The 15,068-nt window shown below is 47.8% G+C and carries 14 protein-coding genes; 6 read left to right on the forward strand and 8 right to left on the reverse strand.

Annotation, left to right across the window (positions count from 1 at the left end; genetic code table 11):
- Positions 1-8 precede the first annotated feature (8 nt).
- Genes HGH91_RS02040 through HGH91_RS02055 form a run of 4 tightly spaced genes read right to left on the reverse strand, consistent with a single transcriptional unit; the run spans position 9 to position 5,015 of the window.
- Entirely contained in the window at positions 9-578 is a 570-nt protein-coding gene (locus tag HGH91_RS02040; RefSeq protein ID WP_168736790.1) for a 4Fe-4S dicluster domain-containing protein, read from the reverse strand.
- A gap of 24 nt (positions 579-602) precedes the next feature.
- Complete coding sequence (locus tag HGH91_RS02045) at positions 603-2,816, reverse strand: molybdopterin oxidoreductase family protein (RefSeq protein ID WP_168736791.1); 2,214 nt, start codon at positions 2,814-2,816, stop codon at positions 603-605.
- Positions 2,817-2,853: 37 nt separating this feature from the next.
- Positions 2,854-3,918 (reverse strand): hypothetical protein, encoded by a 1,065-nt coding sequence (locus tag HGH91_RS02050; RefSeq protein WP_211092172.1) that lies wholly within the window; start codon positions 3,916-3,918, stop codon positions 2,854-2,856.
- A 38-nt stretch (positions 3,919-3,956) separates the two neighbouring features.
- Positions 3,957-5,015 (reverse strand): tellurite resistance/C4-dicarboxylate transporter family protein, encoded by a 1,059-nt coding sequence (locus tag HGH91_RS02055; protein ID WP_168736792.1) that lies wholly within the window; start codon positions 5,013-5,015, stop codon positions 3,957-3,959.
- A gap of 97 nt (positions 5,016-5,112) precedes the next feature.
- Here HGH91_RS02055 and HGH91_RS02060 point away from each other — a divergent pair, with 97 nt between their 5' ends.
- A complete protein-coding gene (locus tag HGH91_RS02060; RefSeq protein ID WP_211092173.1) occupies positions 5,113-5,559 on the forward strand; it encodes a YybH family protein in 447 nt (148 codons plus the stop codon).
- 2 nt (positions 5,560-5,561) lie between these two features.
- On the opposite strand, the gene HGH91_RS02065 is transcribed toward HGH91_RS02060, so the two are convergent.
- Together HGH91_RS02065 and HGH91_RS02070 are read right to left on the reverse strand one after the other, a co-directional pair.
- Positions 5,562-6,380, reverse strand: a complete 819-nt coding sequence (locus tag HGH91_RS02065; RefSeq protein ID WP_168736793.1) for a helix-turn-helix transcriptional regulator — start codon at positions 6,378-6,380, stop codon at positions 5,562-5,564.
- 84 nt (positions 6,381-6,464) lie between these two features.
- Positions 6,465-6,878 carry a DUF6194 family protein gene (locus HGH91_RS02070; protein WP_168736794.1) on the reverse strand — a complete coding sequence of 138 codons (414 nt, stop codon included), beginning with the start codon at positions 6,876-6,878 and terminating at the stop codon, positions 6,465-6,467.
- Between the two features lie 108 nt (positions 6,879-6,986).
- Here HGH91_RS02070 and HGH91_RS02075 point away from each other — a divergent pair, with 108 nt between their 5' ends.
- The 4 genes from HGH91_RS02075 to HGH91_RS02090 all read left to right on the forward strand — a co-directional run bounded on the left by HGH91_RS02075 (position 6,987) and on the right by HGH91_RS02090 (position 11,776).
- Complete coding sequence (locus HGH91_RS02075; protein WP_168736795.1) at positions 6,987-7,319, forward strand: winged helix-turn-helix transcriptional regulator; 333 nt, start codon at positions 6,987-6,989, stop codon at positions 7,317-7,319.
- Positions 7,320-7,420: 101 nt separating this feature from the next.
- Entirely contained in the window at positions 7,421-8,815 is a 1,395-nt protein-coding gene (locus tag HGH91_RS02080) for a M48 family metallopeptidase (RefSeq protein WP_168736796.1), read from the forward strand.
- Between the two features lie 19 nt (positions 8,816-8,834).
- On the forward strand, positions 8,835-10,400 hold the full coding sequence (locus tag HGH91_RS02085; protein WP_168736797.1) for a DUF6770 family protein: 1,566 nt from the start codon (positions 8,835-8,837) through the stop codon (positions 10,398-10,400).
- A 212-nt stretch (positions 10,401-10,612) separates the two neighbouring features.
- Positions 10,613-11,776 (forward strand): acyltransferase family protein, encoded by a 1,164-nt coding sequence (locus HGH91_RS02090; RefSeq protein WP_168736798.1) that lies wholly within the window; start codon positions 10,613-10,615, stop codon positions 11,774-11,776.
- A gap of 56 nt (positions 11,777-11,832) precedes the next feature.
- On the opposite strand, the gene HGH91_RS02095 is transcribed toward HGH91_RS02090, so the two are convergent.
- Entirely contained in the window at positions 11,833-12,825 is a 993-nt protein-coding gene (locus HGH91_RS02095) for an SUMF1/EgtB/PvdO family nonheme iron enzyme (RefSeq protein ID WP_168736799.1), read from the reverse strand.
- Positions 12,826-12,923: 98 nt separating this feature from the next.
- Here HGH91_RS02095 and HGH91_RS02100 point away from each other — a divergent pair, with 98 nt between their 5' ends.
- Positions 12,924-13,799: a DUF72 domain-containing protein gene (locus HGH91_RS02100; protein ID WP_168736800.1), complete on the forward strand. Its 876-nt coding sequence runs from the start codon at positions 12,924-12,926 to the stop codon at positions 13,797-13,799.
- Between the two features lie 241 nt (positions 13,800-14,040).
- On the opposite strand, the gene HGH91_RS02105 is transcribed toward HGH91_RS02100, so the two are convergent.
- The gene (locus tag HGH91_RS02105) at positions 14,041-15,066 is read right to left on the reverse strand and encodes an AAA family ATPase (protein ID WP_211092174.1); all 1,026 of its coding nucleotides are present in this window, start codon (positions 15,064-15,066) and stop codon (positions 14,041-14,043) included.
- Positions 15,067-15,068: the final 2 nt, after the last annotated feature.

Raw genomic sequence — 15,068 nt, forward strand, 5'->3', positions numbered from 1 at the left:
GATCCAGTTTAATGTATTCTCAAATGAGTACTGCCTTTGGGCATCATAATATTCACTTTTGTGGTCACGGTTTCCGCGCCGAAAAGGAAGGTGTTCACCGGCGTGCTGTTGGGACGCATACGGCTGATTTCTTCCCGGGTGCCGTAGAACAGGGCCTGGCTGGGACAAACGGTGGCGCACATCGGTTTTTTGCCTGCGCTGGTACGATCATAGCACATGTTGCATTTCATCATCATATCGTATTTCTCTTCTTTGATCGGCACACCAAAGGGACAGGCCATTACGCAATTGGAGCAGCCAATACAGCGGGCGGTGTTGGCGGTATGTACTACGCCAAAATCATCTTTGGAAATGGCATCTGCGGGGCATACCCGCGCGCAAACGGGGTTGTCGCAATGCATACACACCTGCACCGTAGTTTGAATGGTAACGGCGCGCTCTACATAGTTTACATGGATCATGCTTTCATGACCGTTGGTTTCGCATTCTGCGCAGGCCATTTCGCAGGCTTTACAGCCAATGCAGCGCTGCATGTCCACGAAAAACTCCATATCGGTTTTATAGGCGGTAACTTCCATATGGTTATATTGTTTAGCGTCAAATCAGATACTGTCAAAGGCGTTCGTTTCGCCGGGTTGTGTGAAAACGCCCAATGGCTCCAGCTGGCAGGCGCATACCTTGAATTCCGGGATTTTGGATACCGGGTCCAGGGTGCCGATCGTCAGCTGGTTGGCCGATTTTTTTCCGGGCCAGTGGTAGGGAATGAATACGGTATCTTTCCGTATCGTTTCTACAATGTTGGCTGGAAATTCAGCACTGCCGCGGCGGGTGGTGACCCTCACTGTTTCGCGCTGCCGGATATTATAGCGTTGCGCCAGCTCAGGGTGTATCTCCAGCAACGGCTCGGGGATAAGGCCTACCAGTTTACCGATACGCCTGGTTTGGGTGCCGCTGAGATACTGCGATACCACTCGGCCGGTAGTGAGTACTACGGGGAATTCGCTATCCGTTACTTCACTGGGCTCGCGGAATTGCACGGGATTAAAATGTGCTTTGCCATCAGGCGTAGCAAACTTTTTGTCTTCCCAAAGCCGCGGCGTGCCAGGATGATCTTCTGAAGGACAAGGCCAGAAGATGCCCATATTATCTTCAATTTTTTTATAAGTGATGCCGTAATAATCGGCGGTACCGCCTTTGGAGGCTATCCGCAGTTCATTAAAAATAGCTTCAGTGTTGGCGTAGGTGAACTTATCAGCTGCTCCCAGCCTGGCCGCCAGGTCCAGTATAATAGACGTATCGGTGCGGGCATTTCCCGGAGGGGTAACGGCCCTGCGTATACGAACTACCCTGCCTTCGGCGGTGGTTACGGTGCCTTCTTCCTCTTCATGTAAGGAGCCTGCCAGCACAATGTCGGCATGCCGGGCGGTTTCGCTGAGGAAAAAGTCGATGCAAACATAAAACTCCAGCTTTTCCAGTGCTTCTCTCACATAGTTATTGTTAGGCAGCGACACCAGCGGATTAAAGCAGATAGATAGCAATCCTTTTACTTCTCCCCGGTGGATGGCTTCTATCAGTTCCCAGGCGGTGAGGCCTTTTCCTGGCAGTTCTGGCTCCGGGATGCCCCACACGCCGGCGATATATTTCCGGTGTTCGGGATTGGTGATGTCGCGGTTGCCGGGTAGCTGATCGCATTTATGGCCATGTTCCCGGCCTCCCTGGCCGTTGCCCTGGCCAGTGATGGTAGCATAGCCGCAGTAAGGGCGACCAATGCGCCCGGTGGCCAGTACCAGGTTAATACATCCCAATACGTTTTCCACGCCTTTGGAATGGTGTTCAATGCCACGGGCATGCAACAGGAAGCTGGTGCCGGCTCTGCCCCATAAGTCGGCCGCCTGGCGTATTTTCTCTTTTTCTATGCCGGTTACTGCTTCGGCCCATTCCAGCGTATAGTCTTGTACGGCGGCAATGGTGTCGGCAAAGCCGGTGGTATGGTCACGGATAAAATCGTGGTCAAGCAGGTCATGATCCACCAGGTACTTGAGCATAGCGCCGTAGAGGGCGGAGTCGGTGCCTGGTTTAATGGCGAGGTGTATGTCGGCCGTACGCGCCAGCGGAATTACCCGCGGATCTATTACGATCAGTTTGGCGCCATTATCCCTGGCACGCCAAAGCCAGTGGGTGAGGGTAGGAAAGGTTTCGCTCACATTGGCGCCGGTAACGATAATCACCTCTGCATGTTCCAGGTCGGCGTAGTTGTTGGAACCTCTGTCGAGCCCAAATGCTTTTTTGTTGCCTGCGCCGGCGCTCACCATGCACAGGCGGCCGTTGTAATCGAGGTTGGCCGTCTTCACTGCTACGCGGGCAAACTTGCCCATCAAATAGCTTTTTTCGTTGGTGAGGGAAACGCCCGATAAAATAGAAAAGGCATCTTTCCCGTGGGTAGCCTGTATCTGCCTGATGGCGGTAGTTACGCGGTTGAGCGCCTCCTCCCAGGCGATAGGTTTGAAACCTTCTCCTTCCACTCTTTGCAGCGGTTCCAGCAGGCGGTCGGGGTGATTGTCCTGCAGGTATCGTTGAACCCCCTTGGGGCATAACCTGCCTTCGTTGAAAGGAAATTCCATCCAGGGCTCAAAGCCTACTACCTTGTTGTTTTTTACCAGCAACTGGATACCGCATTGCATACCGCAAAAACAGCAGTGCGTTTTCACGGTGGCATCGGGCTCATCTCTGCCGGGATAACCTTCCTGCGGCGCGAAGTTGAGATGCGGACCAAAATGCGTGATAATTTTTTCCGGGGATACAGGTAATTTAGCCATGCTGATCGTATTTTATACGCCGGTAGGCGGACGTTGATTATCCAAATAATTTTCCGTTTTCCTGCCTGGCTTTCAGGTGCGCTTTTGCCAACAGGGAACGCTTCCCTTCAGGGCTATAGTCCAGGTGTGAGCTGCCGTCTTCCAGTGTGAAGTCAAATCCTAGTTCTTTGGTCACGGTTTTCAGGTCATCGACATGCAGTTGCGAGGTAAATTCCTTGCCGGTATGCGGACAAACAGCCATGCCTTTTTTCTCCCCTTCCCGGCGGTAGATATGTGCACCGATTTGAGCGGGCCGTTGGATGATATGAAAGAACTTACCGAAAGGAATCCATACCAGGAAGAGTATCACCGATATAGCATGCGTAACAGACATAAAGTCGTATGCAATACCTTTCATAAAGGCATAGCTGAAATTCAACCCCAGGCCGGTCACTGAAATGATGATCAGTAGTATCAGTGGCAGTAAGTCCCCTTCAAATGTTTGCGAAGCAATCAGTCCCGCATTGGTTAACCTTCTCACGAGAAATATTACTGCTCCGGCAATCACCAGCCATGAGCACCAGGTGAGCGCATGGAAAATAAAGAATGCCAGCGCAGACCCCAGCTGAAAGCTCATCACTTTGAAGCCGAAGAAATTGGCGTTATAGCGTTTGATCATGCCCGGGTCCAACGCGGTAGCCGGATCCAGGGTGAAGTTGATCCAGCCCAGGGTAAGTGGGATGGTAATGGCAAAAGCCGCCATACAGCCGGAGGCCAGCATAAAATGCGCGATCCAGCGTTTTTTTCCCCTAGGGTAAATAAACTGTTGGAACAGCAGGTTTTTTATCGCATCAATAATTAAGGTCCAGCCATGGACAAAGAATTGGCCGGTGAATACCAGTTGCCAGGTACGCTTGAAATACAACCAGGTAGGAGGCCGCTGCAGCCATACACAGTAGCGGTAAATGCCACCAAAGAGCGCGAAGAGCGTACCGAATAAATAAGCAATTAAGGCGGGGTCAAAATTTTGCAGCTTTCGCGATCCGTAAAAAGAAACGACCACACAAACCACCGTTACCACCAATGAAATCAGCGCTGCTTTTTTATTGAGAGAAAATTGCATGGCGATCAGTTTAAGGTTTTCCGGAAGAGGACACGCGGTTATTGTTTCTTTCCTGTTGAAAACATTTCAATAAACAAGCCTATCAATACAATCACCCAGGTGCCTAAAGCTAATATAACAAATAAAGCCGAAATGGGTTTAAGAAAACTGAAGCCGGTAATGGCAGCATACGTGAACGTACACACGCCGTACATGCCCAGCGGGAATACCATGGACCAATATTGCGGGTCATATTGCAATGGAACCCGGGCAATAAAATGCCGGTACGCAAACATCAGGAACAGCAGGGGAATCCACCAGCTGGCAAAAGCCCAGAAAAACATGGTGAACGCCTGTAGAAAGCCGGCCCATACCATGAGTGTTTCATGGACACGTGCATACATCACCAGCCGGGAACCTGCGAGCGTAATGATGGCTACGGCCCCCATATTAATCCAGTAGGGAGGCGTTAGCGTTTCGGCTTTCATACTGAAAAAAAGCCAGCGGTAAAGGATCAATCCAATCAACACAAAATAAAACATACCACCAATCATATACGTGCAAAGGGAAATAAACGCGATCAGCCAGTGCAGCGCACTGCTGTTGGCAATGATGGCGCCCAGTACAGCTACCGATTCGGTAGCCACCACTATCAGCAGCCAGGCCCCGCTAATACTCTGTGAGAGCGTCGGCTTGGGCTCTTTCATAATATTTACCAGGAAGAAAGTATACAGGAGCAATATCCACAACACAACCCCCGCTATCCATAGTATCAGCGCTATATCCGTGCGACCGGTGATAAGGGCCACCTGGCTGCCCAGCACATTATTGCCCGCTACCAGGGTAAGGAAGGTAACACCCCTGGCAGAATGATGCAAATCATTCCACACTACCAATGGATACCTGATGATCCGCACAATCAGGATACCCCATAAAAGAGTGTAGAAAAAAATGTTCAGCCCCAGGAAAATTTCCGCAGGCAAACGATACCCCCACAGGAACATGCCAATGGACACAATACCAGTGGCCATTACCAGGGCAAAGTAACCAGGGAAGAAATTTTCCAGCGACGTAGTCTTCACGGGCTGGCCAGGATGGGCAAGTGTGGTGGTAGACATGAGCAGGGTTTTATCTAAGATACTGAAAATAAAAGTTGTTCGCTATTTTACAATTTCTTGCCGGCGGGAATAACTTATTTTGTATAAAAAATACAAAATGAAAAGAATGTTTGTTTTAAGCGGGTTGTTAATATGGGCCTGTTGGTGTAATGCCCAAACGGAAGCCCCGGAACTGAAGGCTGCCAGGAAGGCGATAGAAGCCAGCAACGCGATTTATGCCGATCTTGCCAACAAAGGCGACGGATCTATCCTTACCAGGTACACGGACGATGCCTGTCTCTTTCCTCCCAATGCCGCGCCGGTATGCGGTCCTGACCAAATGGCCGTCTTCTTTAATGGTGGCCCTAAAGTACACGTTACTTTTACGATCCAGCACCTGTACGGAGATGGTAAAACATTTGTGACAGAGGAAAGTTTTTACGAGATGACCGACCTGGAGGGGAAAAAGCTGGATGATGGAAAAGTAATCGTTATCTGGAAAAATACCAGGGACGGCTGGAAGATGTACCGGGATATGTTTAGCAGCAACCATCCCGCAAAATAGCGCTAGAAGCCGATGTTGACGGCCTGCTGAAAATCCGCCCCATTTTTTATTAGCGATTGCCTGGCAGCAGAAGGCGTGATACCAGTAAATTTCCTGAACTCTTTAATGAAGTGCGCCTGGTCGTAATACCCGCAATCGTACGCAATGGCGGTCAATGAGGCGGAGGTATGCAACACCTGGTCCAGGCTCCTGTTGAACCGCACTACGGCCGTAAAGGCCGCCGGACTGATACCGATATTCGCCAGGTAAAGTTTCTGGATATATCGCCCGGATAGCCCTGAATGCCGGGCCAGGGCAGGTAAATCGAGGGACTGATGTTCCACGAAAAGCTGTTGGCTGAGTGTCTGTACCATCGATACTTTCTTTAACCGTGTTTCATTTTTTTTCAGTTGTTGAAGAAAGTAGGTTTCTAAGACCCCGATTTTTTGTGCCAGTCCTTCGACCTGCATGATACGGTCGTATAATTCCCGGCTTTCGTGCAGCGTCACATCATACATATCTGTGGCGTAGTTGGTGAATTCCGACAGGGGATCTGCGAAGAACAGGGTACTGGCATGGGGGTAAATCCGTGCAATCAACACTGACGTGCCTTGCGCTACCGTGAGCCGGGTGGGAAGGGTGAGATGTCCCAGCAGCTCTATAGCCGGCGTATCTTTTCGCTTACCATTGATAATAGTGGCCGCCATACCACCTGAGATATTGATCACCAGGTCTACATAACCGCTTGGGTAAAATACTTCGTTGTCGAGATGTTTATGGACCGTAACAACGGTATAATTCTTTATGTAGGGCGCTAAGCCGGCGGAAGGTAAAAACTGCATATGATCGTCCTTGTATAAAGTTAAACTTTTCAAGGAAAGCAGGAAAAAATTGGTCACTCTTTTCCGGAGGGTGACCATTTTCCTTTAATGATCAGCGGTGTGCTTTTTGTCAAAACGTTTTTTCGCTATGCCGTAGGCCTCGGCTATATAACCGGTAGCAGCTGCCAGGTGGGGCCCTTCCGGGTTCAGGATACAAATGAAATGCTGGGCGGCGTAGTGCGGATGCGGCATGAAACTGTTGAGGGCTGTATAGTCCCACGCAGTAGTCTCGTCAGGAAACAGCTGTTGAAAGGTAGCCCTTGATACGCCAATATTCAGGCGGAATATCCCGTCGCGGTCCAGCCGGGATACCTGGTCATGTTCGTTATCGGCCAGGGCAATGGTGACAAACGGAAGCACCTGCTCCGCTCCGTAAAAGAAAAATTTATACCCGAAATGCTCGGAGGTAGTGATGGCTGGCAGCGTACCCAGGTATTGTTCTACGGCAGTGAGTGACATATACTACAGTTTATTGGATCTGTGGCAAATGTCGGCTGCCTGCTTTACATTTGCAAGTAGTTACCTTTTTGGCATATAGTGTACTAAAGTAAAGTATTGGCTACAGTTATGGCATTACAATCAAAGAAAAAAGCAAAACAATCGGGGGAATGTCCCTTCCAGGAAGCCATGGATTTAATTGCCGGCAAATGGACCATGTCTATTGTAAATGTGTTGATGAGCGGCACCATGCGGTTCAAAGAACTGGAGCGCCACGTAGTCGGTATCAATACACGGATGCTGGTAAAGGAGTTGAAACAACTGGAGGCAAAGAAGATCGTGAAAAGAAAAGCCTATGCCACCGTGCCGCCAACAGTAGAATATTCGCTTACGGAAAAAGGGGAGTCGTTGAAGCCGGTGTTGACGGCGATACAGTCCTGGGCCGTTGCGCAGTTGTTGTAAAAAAACAGGGATTTAATGATGGTATCTTTCCTACAACTATTATGCAGCACACTATTTAAAGTAATTATATTAGCTTCGTAAGTATATAACCTATAACCGTCATGAAATTATATTTTCCCCGGCTGTATAGTATCGCCTGGGCCTGTTTGGTTACCACTGTAAGCTGTTGCCTGTTGCTACCTTCCGTGCATGCACAAGTCGCTGCATATACTTCGCCTCCCATGCAGCCGTTAAAGCATATGGAAGAACAGCTGGAGGCAAATTATAAAGCCTTTTTAGATCAATTACCCAACGACAATAAGAAAGCCTATCTATCCGTGTATAATGAACAGTGGGAGAGTATAAAAGCTAAATTCGATAAGAGGGAAATATATAAAACGGCCTATGCGCAGGCGTATCTTGATAAATTAACAAAGACAATTATAGATGCCAACCCGGTACTAAAATCACGTCCATTGCAGGTATGCTTTTCCCGTTCGGGTGTTCCTAACGCCAGTTATATTGGTCAGGGCGTTATCCTTTTTAATATGGGATTGTTTAAATCGCTGGACAACGAAAGCCAGGTGGCCTTTGTATTATGCCATGAGTTGGCGCACTACTATCTGCAACATAGCGAGCAAAGTATCAGCCGGTATGTTGCTACCATGAATGGGAAAGAGGTACAACAGGAACTGCGGAAAATAAAGGCAACAGAGTATAATAAGCGGGAAAGGCTGGAGAACCTGGTGCAGCATGTTTCTTTTGATAGCCGCCGGCATAGCCGGGACCACGAGTCTGAAGCCGATTCTATGGGGCTGGTATTCCTGCAACATACGCGCTTCAGTTTGCAGGGCGCCCTTACTACCCTGGACCTGCTGGACAAAATTGACGTAGATACGGTGGATATGTCAGCTCAATTACAACACCTCTTCAATGCGCCTGCCTATCCCTTCAAGAAAAGATGGATTGCCCAAAGAGAAGGATTATTAGGCGGCCATGCAGTACTGGAAAAAGACACTGCGTTGAGCGATTCTCTTAAAACACACCCTGACTGTAAGCTGAGGATGCGTTTATTACAACCCTATGTAAACGCAGATCATCAGGCTAACCGCCAGCTGAACGGGTTGGATAAAATGGCCTTCGACTCCCTGAAAAAATCATTCGGATACGAAACCATTATCTATGCATTCGAGAATGATAATTATACCCGTAGCCTGTACTATACGATCGGTATGCTCCGGGATACGCCGGATGATCCTTTCCTGGTAACGCATATGGGTAAGGTACTCAATAGTTGCTATGATGCTCAGAAATCGCATACCCTGGGGAAGCTGATCGAACTGCCATCGCCCGGGAATGGAACTAACTATAATGTACTGCTGCAGATGATCCAGAACCTATATCTGGAAGATTTTCCTGGCATTAGTTTTTATTACCTCGCGCCGTTTTATCGTAGGCTGCAGGCATATGACCCCTTTGTAAAAGAATTCAACAGAGCCAAACAAACAAATCAATAATCCGCCAAAAATAAATAAGATGATAAAAAAAATATTTGCCCCACTATTGTGTTGCTGTTTATGCCTACAGCAGCTGTATGCTCAAAATAAATTATCTGTTGATAATGTTTATTCCACTTACTTGCGTAATAGTGGTACTATCACGGAAAATGGCCAGATAAAAGGTTATTTTTTCTTTTATCAAAGCGATAAAATTGACAGGAGAACAAACGAGTATACCCTACAGATACTCGATGAAAATCTAAACAAAGTAAAAGACATCAAATTACAGGATAGTAAATCAGTTAACCTGCTGGAAGCGGCCTACAACGGCAACAGTATCTCTTTCTTCTTTCAGGATGAAAAGGAGAGGAAATTGACAATGAAAGTATATTCCATGGACGGAAAACTAAAATATACCTACCTCAATGAGTATACCCGTCAAACAGAAGAGTTGATGAAGCAGTATGTTTCGCTGCACACTGATGATGGTACCAATCAGAATGTATTTGATGTAGGACATAAGGGATTTGTTTCAGTGATGCCGTTGAGGGATGGGAAAGACCGTACTTATGAAGTTGATTTCTATGGCTCAGAAAAGAAAGGTTACTGGAAGTATACCCCCAATGATGATGAAGGCCGTTTCGCCATGGCGGAATACCTGGGTAATACGGATAGCTTGGTTATTTTACAGGTATTTAAGAGGAAACACCTGATTGGCAACAATGTATCGGGACACCTGGTAGGTATCAATTTTGTTACTAAGCGAAAAGTATTCGACCTGGATTACGAGGACCAGGACTTTTTATTCTCCCCGGCAAGCGTTGTCCGGCAAAAGAATACAGGTAACTTTATCATTGCGGGTACTTATTACGATAAAGGGGCCAGTGTTATGAAGGATGCCAGCAAAGGCCTGGCGTTTTATACTATGAATAGCAAAGGGAAGATTTTATCCCAGTCATATAATAGCTGGGATAAGGATTTTTCCAAATATATCAAAACAACTGGTAAAGGAAAGATCGAGGATGTAGGATACCTCTATATCCATAAAATGATCCAGAGCACTAATGGACAGTTGTATGTGGTGGGAGAAGGCTATAAGAAAAAGGCGAATGCCGCTGGTATTGCATTGACAGCCGCCGCCGCAGCAGCAGGAAGTTTTGGCAGCGCAGGTGTCACAAAGCTGGTAATTACAGATCTCGTTGTTATGTCTTTTGATGGAGATTACCATGTTACGGATGCCAAAATTTACGAAAAAACAGATAATACAGCAATGAGCAATCCATTGGTAGATTTTGCAAGTCAACACCTCTTGGCTGCTTTTCTAAAAGGTACGGGAGCTTTTGACTACGAATTTACTACTGGAGAAGAAGATAGTGACAATTTCTCCATTTGCTATAGCGATTATGTAAGAGAAGAAGATTACAAAGGGCAAACTTTTAATACTATCCACTTCAACGGGAGTAAATTCACACAGGATAAGATACAGTTGAAATCGAAGGCCAGCAAGTTAAAAGTATTTCCTGCGAAGCCAGGTTCCGTGATGATCCTGGAGTATTTTAAGAAAGAAAAGCGCATAGATCTGCGTCTGGAAAAGATCAGTTAATCAACAACGGGCTGTCGGGGAACCGGCAGCCCGTTTTAACGTACTTCTATCCTGATAGTTAGTTTATTCATTTTTCCCCATCTCCATCGCGGTAAATTTTCCTTCATTTATTTTTAAAAAAATTTAATTTCATTTTTAGTAGCTTGTAGGCTATATGCAACCAAAATCTGCATGATAATGTATCGTTTGAACGCTTCAATATCACACCATTCATGAGTACTTTAACAACAAGCCCTGTACAGGTAGAAGAGGTATCCGTACCGGCCGCTGGTGACAACGAAAAAAAAGGCCGGCTGTATTCGCTGGATGCCCTTCGCGGCTTTGATATGTTCTGGATTATGGGCGGCGCAGGCATTTTTCACGCGCTGGAAAAGGCCACAGGAGCTCCTTTCTGGCATACCATATCAGAACAGCTGGAACACCCGGACTGGAACGGCTTCCATTTTTATGATCTTATTTTCCCGCTCTTCCTGTTTATGGCCGGTGTATCTACCCCATATTCTGTGGGAAGGGAACTGGAGAAGGGAAAACGCCGCAGCCAGCTCTTGTGGCGGGTAGTAAAGCGGGGTCTCACCCTGGTGCTGCTGGGGATCATCTACAACAATGGTCTGCAACTACATCCTATATCTGAAATACGTTTTTGCAGCGTCCTGGGTAGAATCGGACTGGCTTATATGTTTGCTAACATCATCTACCTCTATACAAAAGAAAGAGGCCAGATGATCTGGTTTGTGGCCATCCCGATTGTATACTGGCTGCTGCTGAAGTTTACAGCTGCTCCGGGCTTTCCCCCGGGCGACCTGACCATGCAGGGTAATTTTGCGTCTTACCTGGACCGGTGTATTGTTCCCGGTAAATTATATCTCGGTATTCATGATCCGGAAGGTGTTGCCTCCACTTTCCCCGCTATCAGCACCGCCCTGTTGGGTATCCTGACCGGCAACCTGCTGCGCAGCAATCATACGGCGCCGATGAGAAAAGTAGCGTTGATGAGCATCACCGGGGTGATATTCCTGGTACTGGCACAACTGTGGAACCTCGATTTTCCGATCAACAAAAACCTCTGGACCAGCTCCTTCGTACTGCAGGTAGGAGGTATCAGCCTGCTGCTGCTGGCATTATTTTATTATGTGATAGATATTGCGGGGTATCAGAAGTGGGCGTTCTTCTTCCGCGTAATCGGTATGAACTCTATTCTTATCTACATCTCGGGTCATTTTGTGGACTGGAATTACTCCAATAACGCATTGTTTAAATGGCTGGGGCAGTTGGTAGGAGAGCCTTACGGCGCTGTGGCGCTGGCCCTGTCTTTTGTGTTCGTGAAATGGCTATTTTTATATTTTATGTATAAGAAGAAAGTATTTCTCAAAGTATAAGGAGAAAGGAATGTTCGGAATACAGCGCGTAATACAACCAGTATTACGCGCTTTTTTTAAAGTGCCCTGTGCAGATGTTTAATGCGCCGGGTAAAGGTATAGTCGCCGGTGATCTCCCCTTTATAATTCATCTCCTCGTCAAAAATATAGGGGTCGCGGTAATAGCTGCTCACGGGCAGATAACCAAGCTCCATACTGGCGCCGCCGCATATATTGCAACCACCATCGCCCGATTTAAGAAACCATTCGCTGCTGGTTACTTCATACCGATAAGGATTGTTGGCAATCACTAATCCAAAATGATTGGGTATATCCAGTATATAAGGCTCAGCATCGTCTGTGCCGGCGGCAAAGTGGTGGTATTTCTCCAACCGGTCTACGCTATTACCCCAGGGATATAAGCTGTGGCTGCCGCCGCCGCATAAATACTCCCATTCATCTTCTGTAGGCAGACTGAAACCGGTGGCCGAAATCTCCTGTAACAGTGCCGGGTAACTGGCCGGTTCATAGAGAAAGGCTTGTATGTGGGCGCCATTCTTTACCAGCCGGAAACTATCGTTGACGGTGTAGGTCCAATGCTCCCGCGAAGAAGCGCTCACTTCCGCCATCGTCTTTTCAAAATAATCATCCGCTATCAGTCTTTCATTGTCTAACGCTACCGGGAAATAACCGGTTTCCCGCACCTGCCGCTCTACGATCATCGGGGCAATGGTAGCAGTACGGAGGGGCGACAGTCGTTCCTGCAGGTACGTATTTGTTTCGTCCATATTGCCGTCCATCAGTTCAGCCAGCTGCTGCCGGGTTGTGTCAGGAATTACAAGAGGATCCAGGCCCAGGGTAACGGTATCTCCTGGTACAAAAACAAATTCGCAGCCTTCATACGCCATCACTGCCGTATAAGTGCTTTGCTCGAATTTATCGAATTGCTCAAAGCGCAGGATCGTAAATCCGGGCAGCCGGGTAGCTACCAGGTATTGCAACAAATAGGCTGCCTCGTCGTGTGTGAGCTGATTCCAGGCTTTCCGGCTAAAGATGGGTGTGATATCCATGTGTACAAACAAACAATTTTTTTAAACGAAAACGCAAAGATAACCAAACAGGATTGTTTAACCTATCTTGCAGACCGTGAACGACAATAATACTCTGTATGGACTTTGGCGCCAACTGGCAACAATACGATCAACTGTATCTCCCGTTACCTCCGGATGAATGGGTGACCAGCGAAACACTTACTGGCACGGCTGTACCACATCCGCTCCGGATAGGTACTTCCGGCTGGAGCAGGAAGGAGTATATGGGTACGCTCTATCCCAGGGGTACTAAAGAAATGGGACTGCTGACGGAATATAGCCGCTTGTTTAATTGCGTAGAGCTCAATGCTACCCATTACAAAATATATGCGCCGGAGGCAGTGCGCAAATGGGTGGAAAAAACAGGATCCCGCGATTTTAAGTTTTGTCCCAAAGTACCACAGTCTATCAGTCACCACAGCACGTTATTGAATGCCGGTGTGGAAACAGCTGCTTTCCTGGAAGGCATTGCCGCTTTTGAAGACCGCCTGGGCCCCATCTTTTTGCAATTGAGCGAATACTTTTCACCAGTCCGTAAAATCAACCTGTACAAATACCTCGAGTCCCTGCCCCGGCAGCTGACTTTTTTCGTCGAAGTAAGGCATCCCGATTGGTTTGGAAATCCATCGGAACGGGAGGAGCTTTTCCGTACATTGAAAAACCTGGGTATCGGCGCCGTGATCACCGATACGCCGGGGCGCCGCGATTGTCTCCACATGGGACTTACCATTCCGAAGCTGATGCTGCGGTTTGTAACTCAGGGAGGACATCGGCTCGACAGCATTCGCTTACGGGACTGGAAAACCCGCCTGGACGACTGGAATGCCCGGGGGCTCGAGGAGACTTACTTTTTTCTGCATGTACACGACGGTAAATATGAAGCAGGATTTTACGAGGAAGTACAGGCCCTGTTTGGATTAGCGCGATCTCAGCCACAAATGACGCTTTTCTAGTCCGGAATAACTGTGTTGGCAGTATCACCGGAAAACATTACCTTAAAGAAAGTTAAGTACCCGCCGGGACTTGTTCCGGCACAAAACTGACAGCATGTTGAATTTTATTGAAATTGTATATAACCTGGTCTTTATCATTTTCAGGGTTAACCGGGTAAGAAGGAAATACGCAAAAAATTAAGTCACTACAGATAAAAGCAAACGCTCCGTCCCGGATATTCCGGGACGGAGCGTTTGCTTTTTAAAGAGATGATCTATGCCAGGCAGTTATCTTGCGCTGCAGCAAGTGCGTAATCAGTGCCACGGCCTGTTGGAAGCGGGCTTCCCAGTCGCCGGTAATTTCCTCACAGGCAATATCGTACTGCTTCAGTACCTGCCGGTGCGATTGATCCAGCAAATCCCTTTCGGCTTCGCTGAGTCGCGTACCATCCTGTACATAAGGCACATCATTATTCAGGTAAAGATAGAGATCTGCCTTGTTAGCGGCATAGATAGCAGGATCCACGGCCAGCGTTTCCCCAAACGCATATACGCCATAGGAGGCCGTAATATGAATATCAGTGTCGATGATCACCAGGGGAGAAGGACCGGTTTCCATTTGCTGAATACGGGCTGCATGCTCCAGGGCAACCAGGTACAGGTCGGCTACACTGAAGTGATGGGAATCCGGGATCAGATCCCGGCCAGCTTCCATGACGGCGCTGCTGTTAAAGTATGCTGATAGCTTTTCCGTAAGCGTGGTTTTGCCGGTAGATTCTGTTCCTAGCAGCACCACTTTGGTCACCAGCGACGCTTTTACACTATCCGGCAAATATTCCCAGGACTTAAACAGGTCGGCCCGTATATGCGTTGCCGATACAGGGTACAGGTTTTTGCTGATATCAAAAGGGATATGTTGTATGCCCATGTAACCCGCCACCATATCGCCATAAGGCTCTGAGGTTATCACCAGCGAATAATCGGGAAACAGCTGCTTAAACCGTTCCGACCAGGTAGCGGATACGGATGCTGAGGACACCGACGTATTGGGCAATACTTTTTCATCGTATTGAAAAGTGCGGATGTCAATGCGCGGGTTGTCCAGGAAAGTAGCCTCCATCCATGATTTCCGCAGATCGCAGGGCAACGTTTCTTCCTCGCTGCAGCAAATAAGTACGGATAAAAAGTCGCAGTGCAACAACGCAAAATTTATCATCGCTTCATGCCCTTTGTGAAAGGGCATGAACTTACCGAATACAAATGCTTTGGTGATCTTTTTTTCCTGCATGG

This window comes from Chitinophaga eiseniae (genome assembly GCF_012641265.1).
In the GTDB taxonomy this organism is placed as follows: domain Bacteria; phylum Bacteroidota; class Bacteroidia; order Chitinophagales; family Chitinophagaceae; genus Chitinophaga; species Chitinophaga eiseniae_A.

Bases quoted from the DNA above. Each gene is read 5' to 3' on its own strand.
- HGH91_RS02040 (WP_168736790.1), bottom strand. From the start codon at position 578: ATGGAAGTTACCGCCTATAAAACCGATATGGAGTTTTTCGTGGACATG.
- HGH91_RS02045 (WP_168736791.1), bottom strand. From the start codon at position 2,816: ATGGCTAAATTACCTGTATCCCCGGAAAAAATTATCACGCATTTTGGT.
- HGH91_RS02050 (WP_211092172.1), bottom strand. From the start codon at position 3,918: ATGCAATTTTCTCTCAATAAAAAAGCAGCGCTGATTTCATTGGTGGTA.
- HGH91_RS02055 (WP_168736792.1), bottom strand. From the start codon at position 5,015: ATGTCTACCACCACACTTGCCCATCCTGGCCAGCCCGTGAAGACTACG.
- HGH91_RS02060 (WP_211092173.1), top strand. From the start codon at position 5,113: ATGAAAAGAATGTTTGTTTTAAGCGGGTTGTTAATATGGGCCTGTTGG.
- HGH91_RS02065 (WP_168736793.1), bottom strand. From the start codon at position 6,380: ATGCAGTTTTTACCTTCCGCCGGCTTAGCGCCCTACATAAAGAATTAT.
- HGH91_RS02070 (WP_168736794.1), bottom strand. From the start codon at position 6,878: ATGTCACTCACTGCCGTAGAACAATACCTGGGTACGCTGCCAGCCATC.
- HGH91_RS02075 (WP_168736795.1), top strand. From the start codon at position 6,987: ATGGCATTACAATCAAAGAAAAAAGCAAAACAATCGGGGGAATGTCCC.
- HGH91_RS02080 (WP_168736796.1), top strand. From the start codon at position 7,421: ATGAAATTATATTTTCCCCGGCTGTATAGTATCGCCTGGGCCTGTTTG.
- HGH91_RS02085 (WP_168736797.1), top strand. From the start codon at position 8,835: ATGATAAAAAAAATATTTGCCCCACTATTGTGTTGCTGTTTATGCCTA.
- HGH91_RS02090 (WP_168736798.1), top strand. From the start codon at position 10,613: ATGAGTACTTTAACAACAAGCCCTGTACAGGTAGAAGAGGTATCCGTA.
- HGH91_RS02095 (WP_168736799.1), bottom strand. From the start codon at position 12,825: ATGGATATCACACCCATCTTTAGCCGGAAAGCCTGGAATCAGCTCACA.
- HGH91_RS02100 (WP_168736800.1), top strand. From the start codon at position 12,924: ATGGACTTTGGCGCCAACTGGCAACAATACGATCAACTGTATCTCCCG.
- HGH91_RS02105 (WP_211092174.1), bottom strand. From the start codon at position 15,066: ATGCAGGAAAAAAAGATCACCAAAGCATTTGTATTCGGTAAGTTCATG.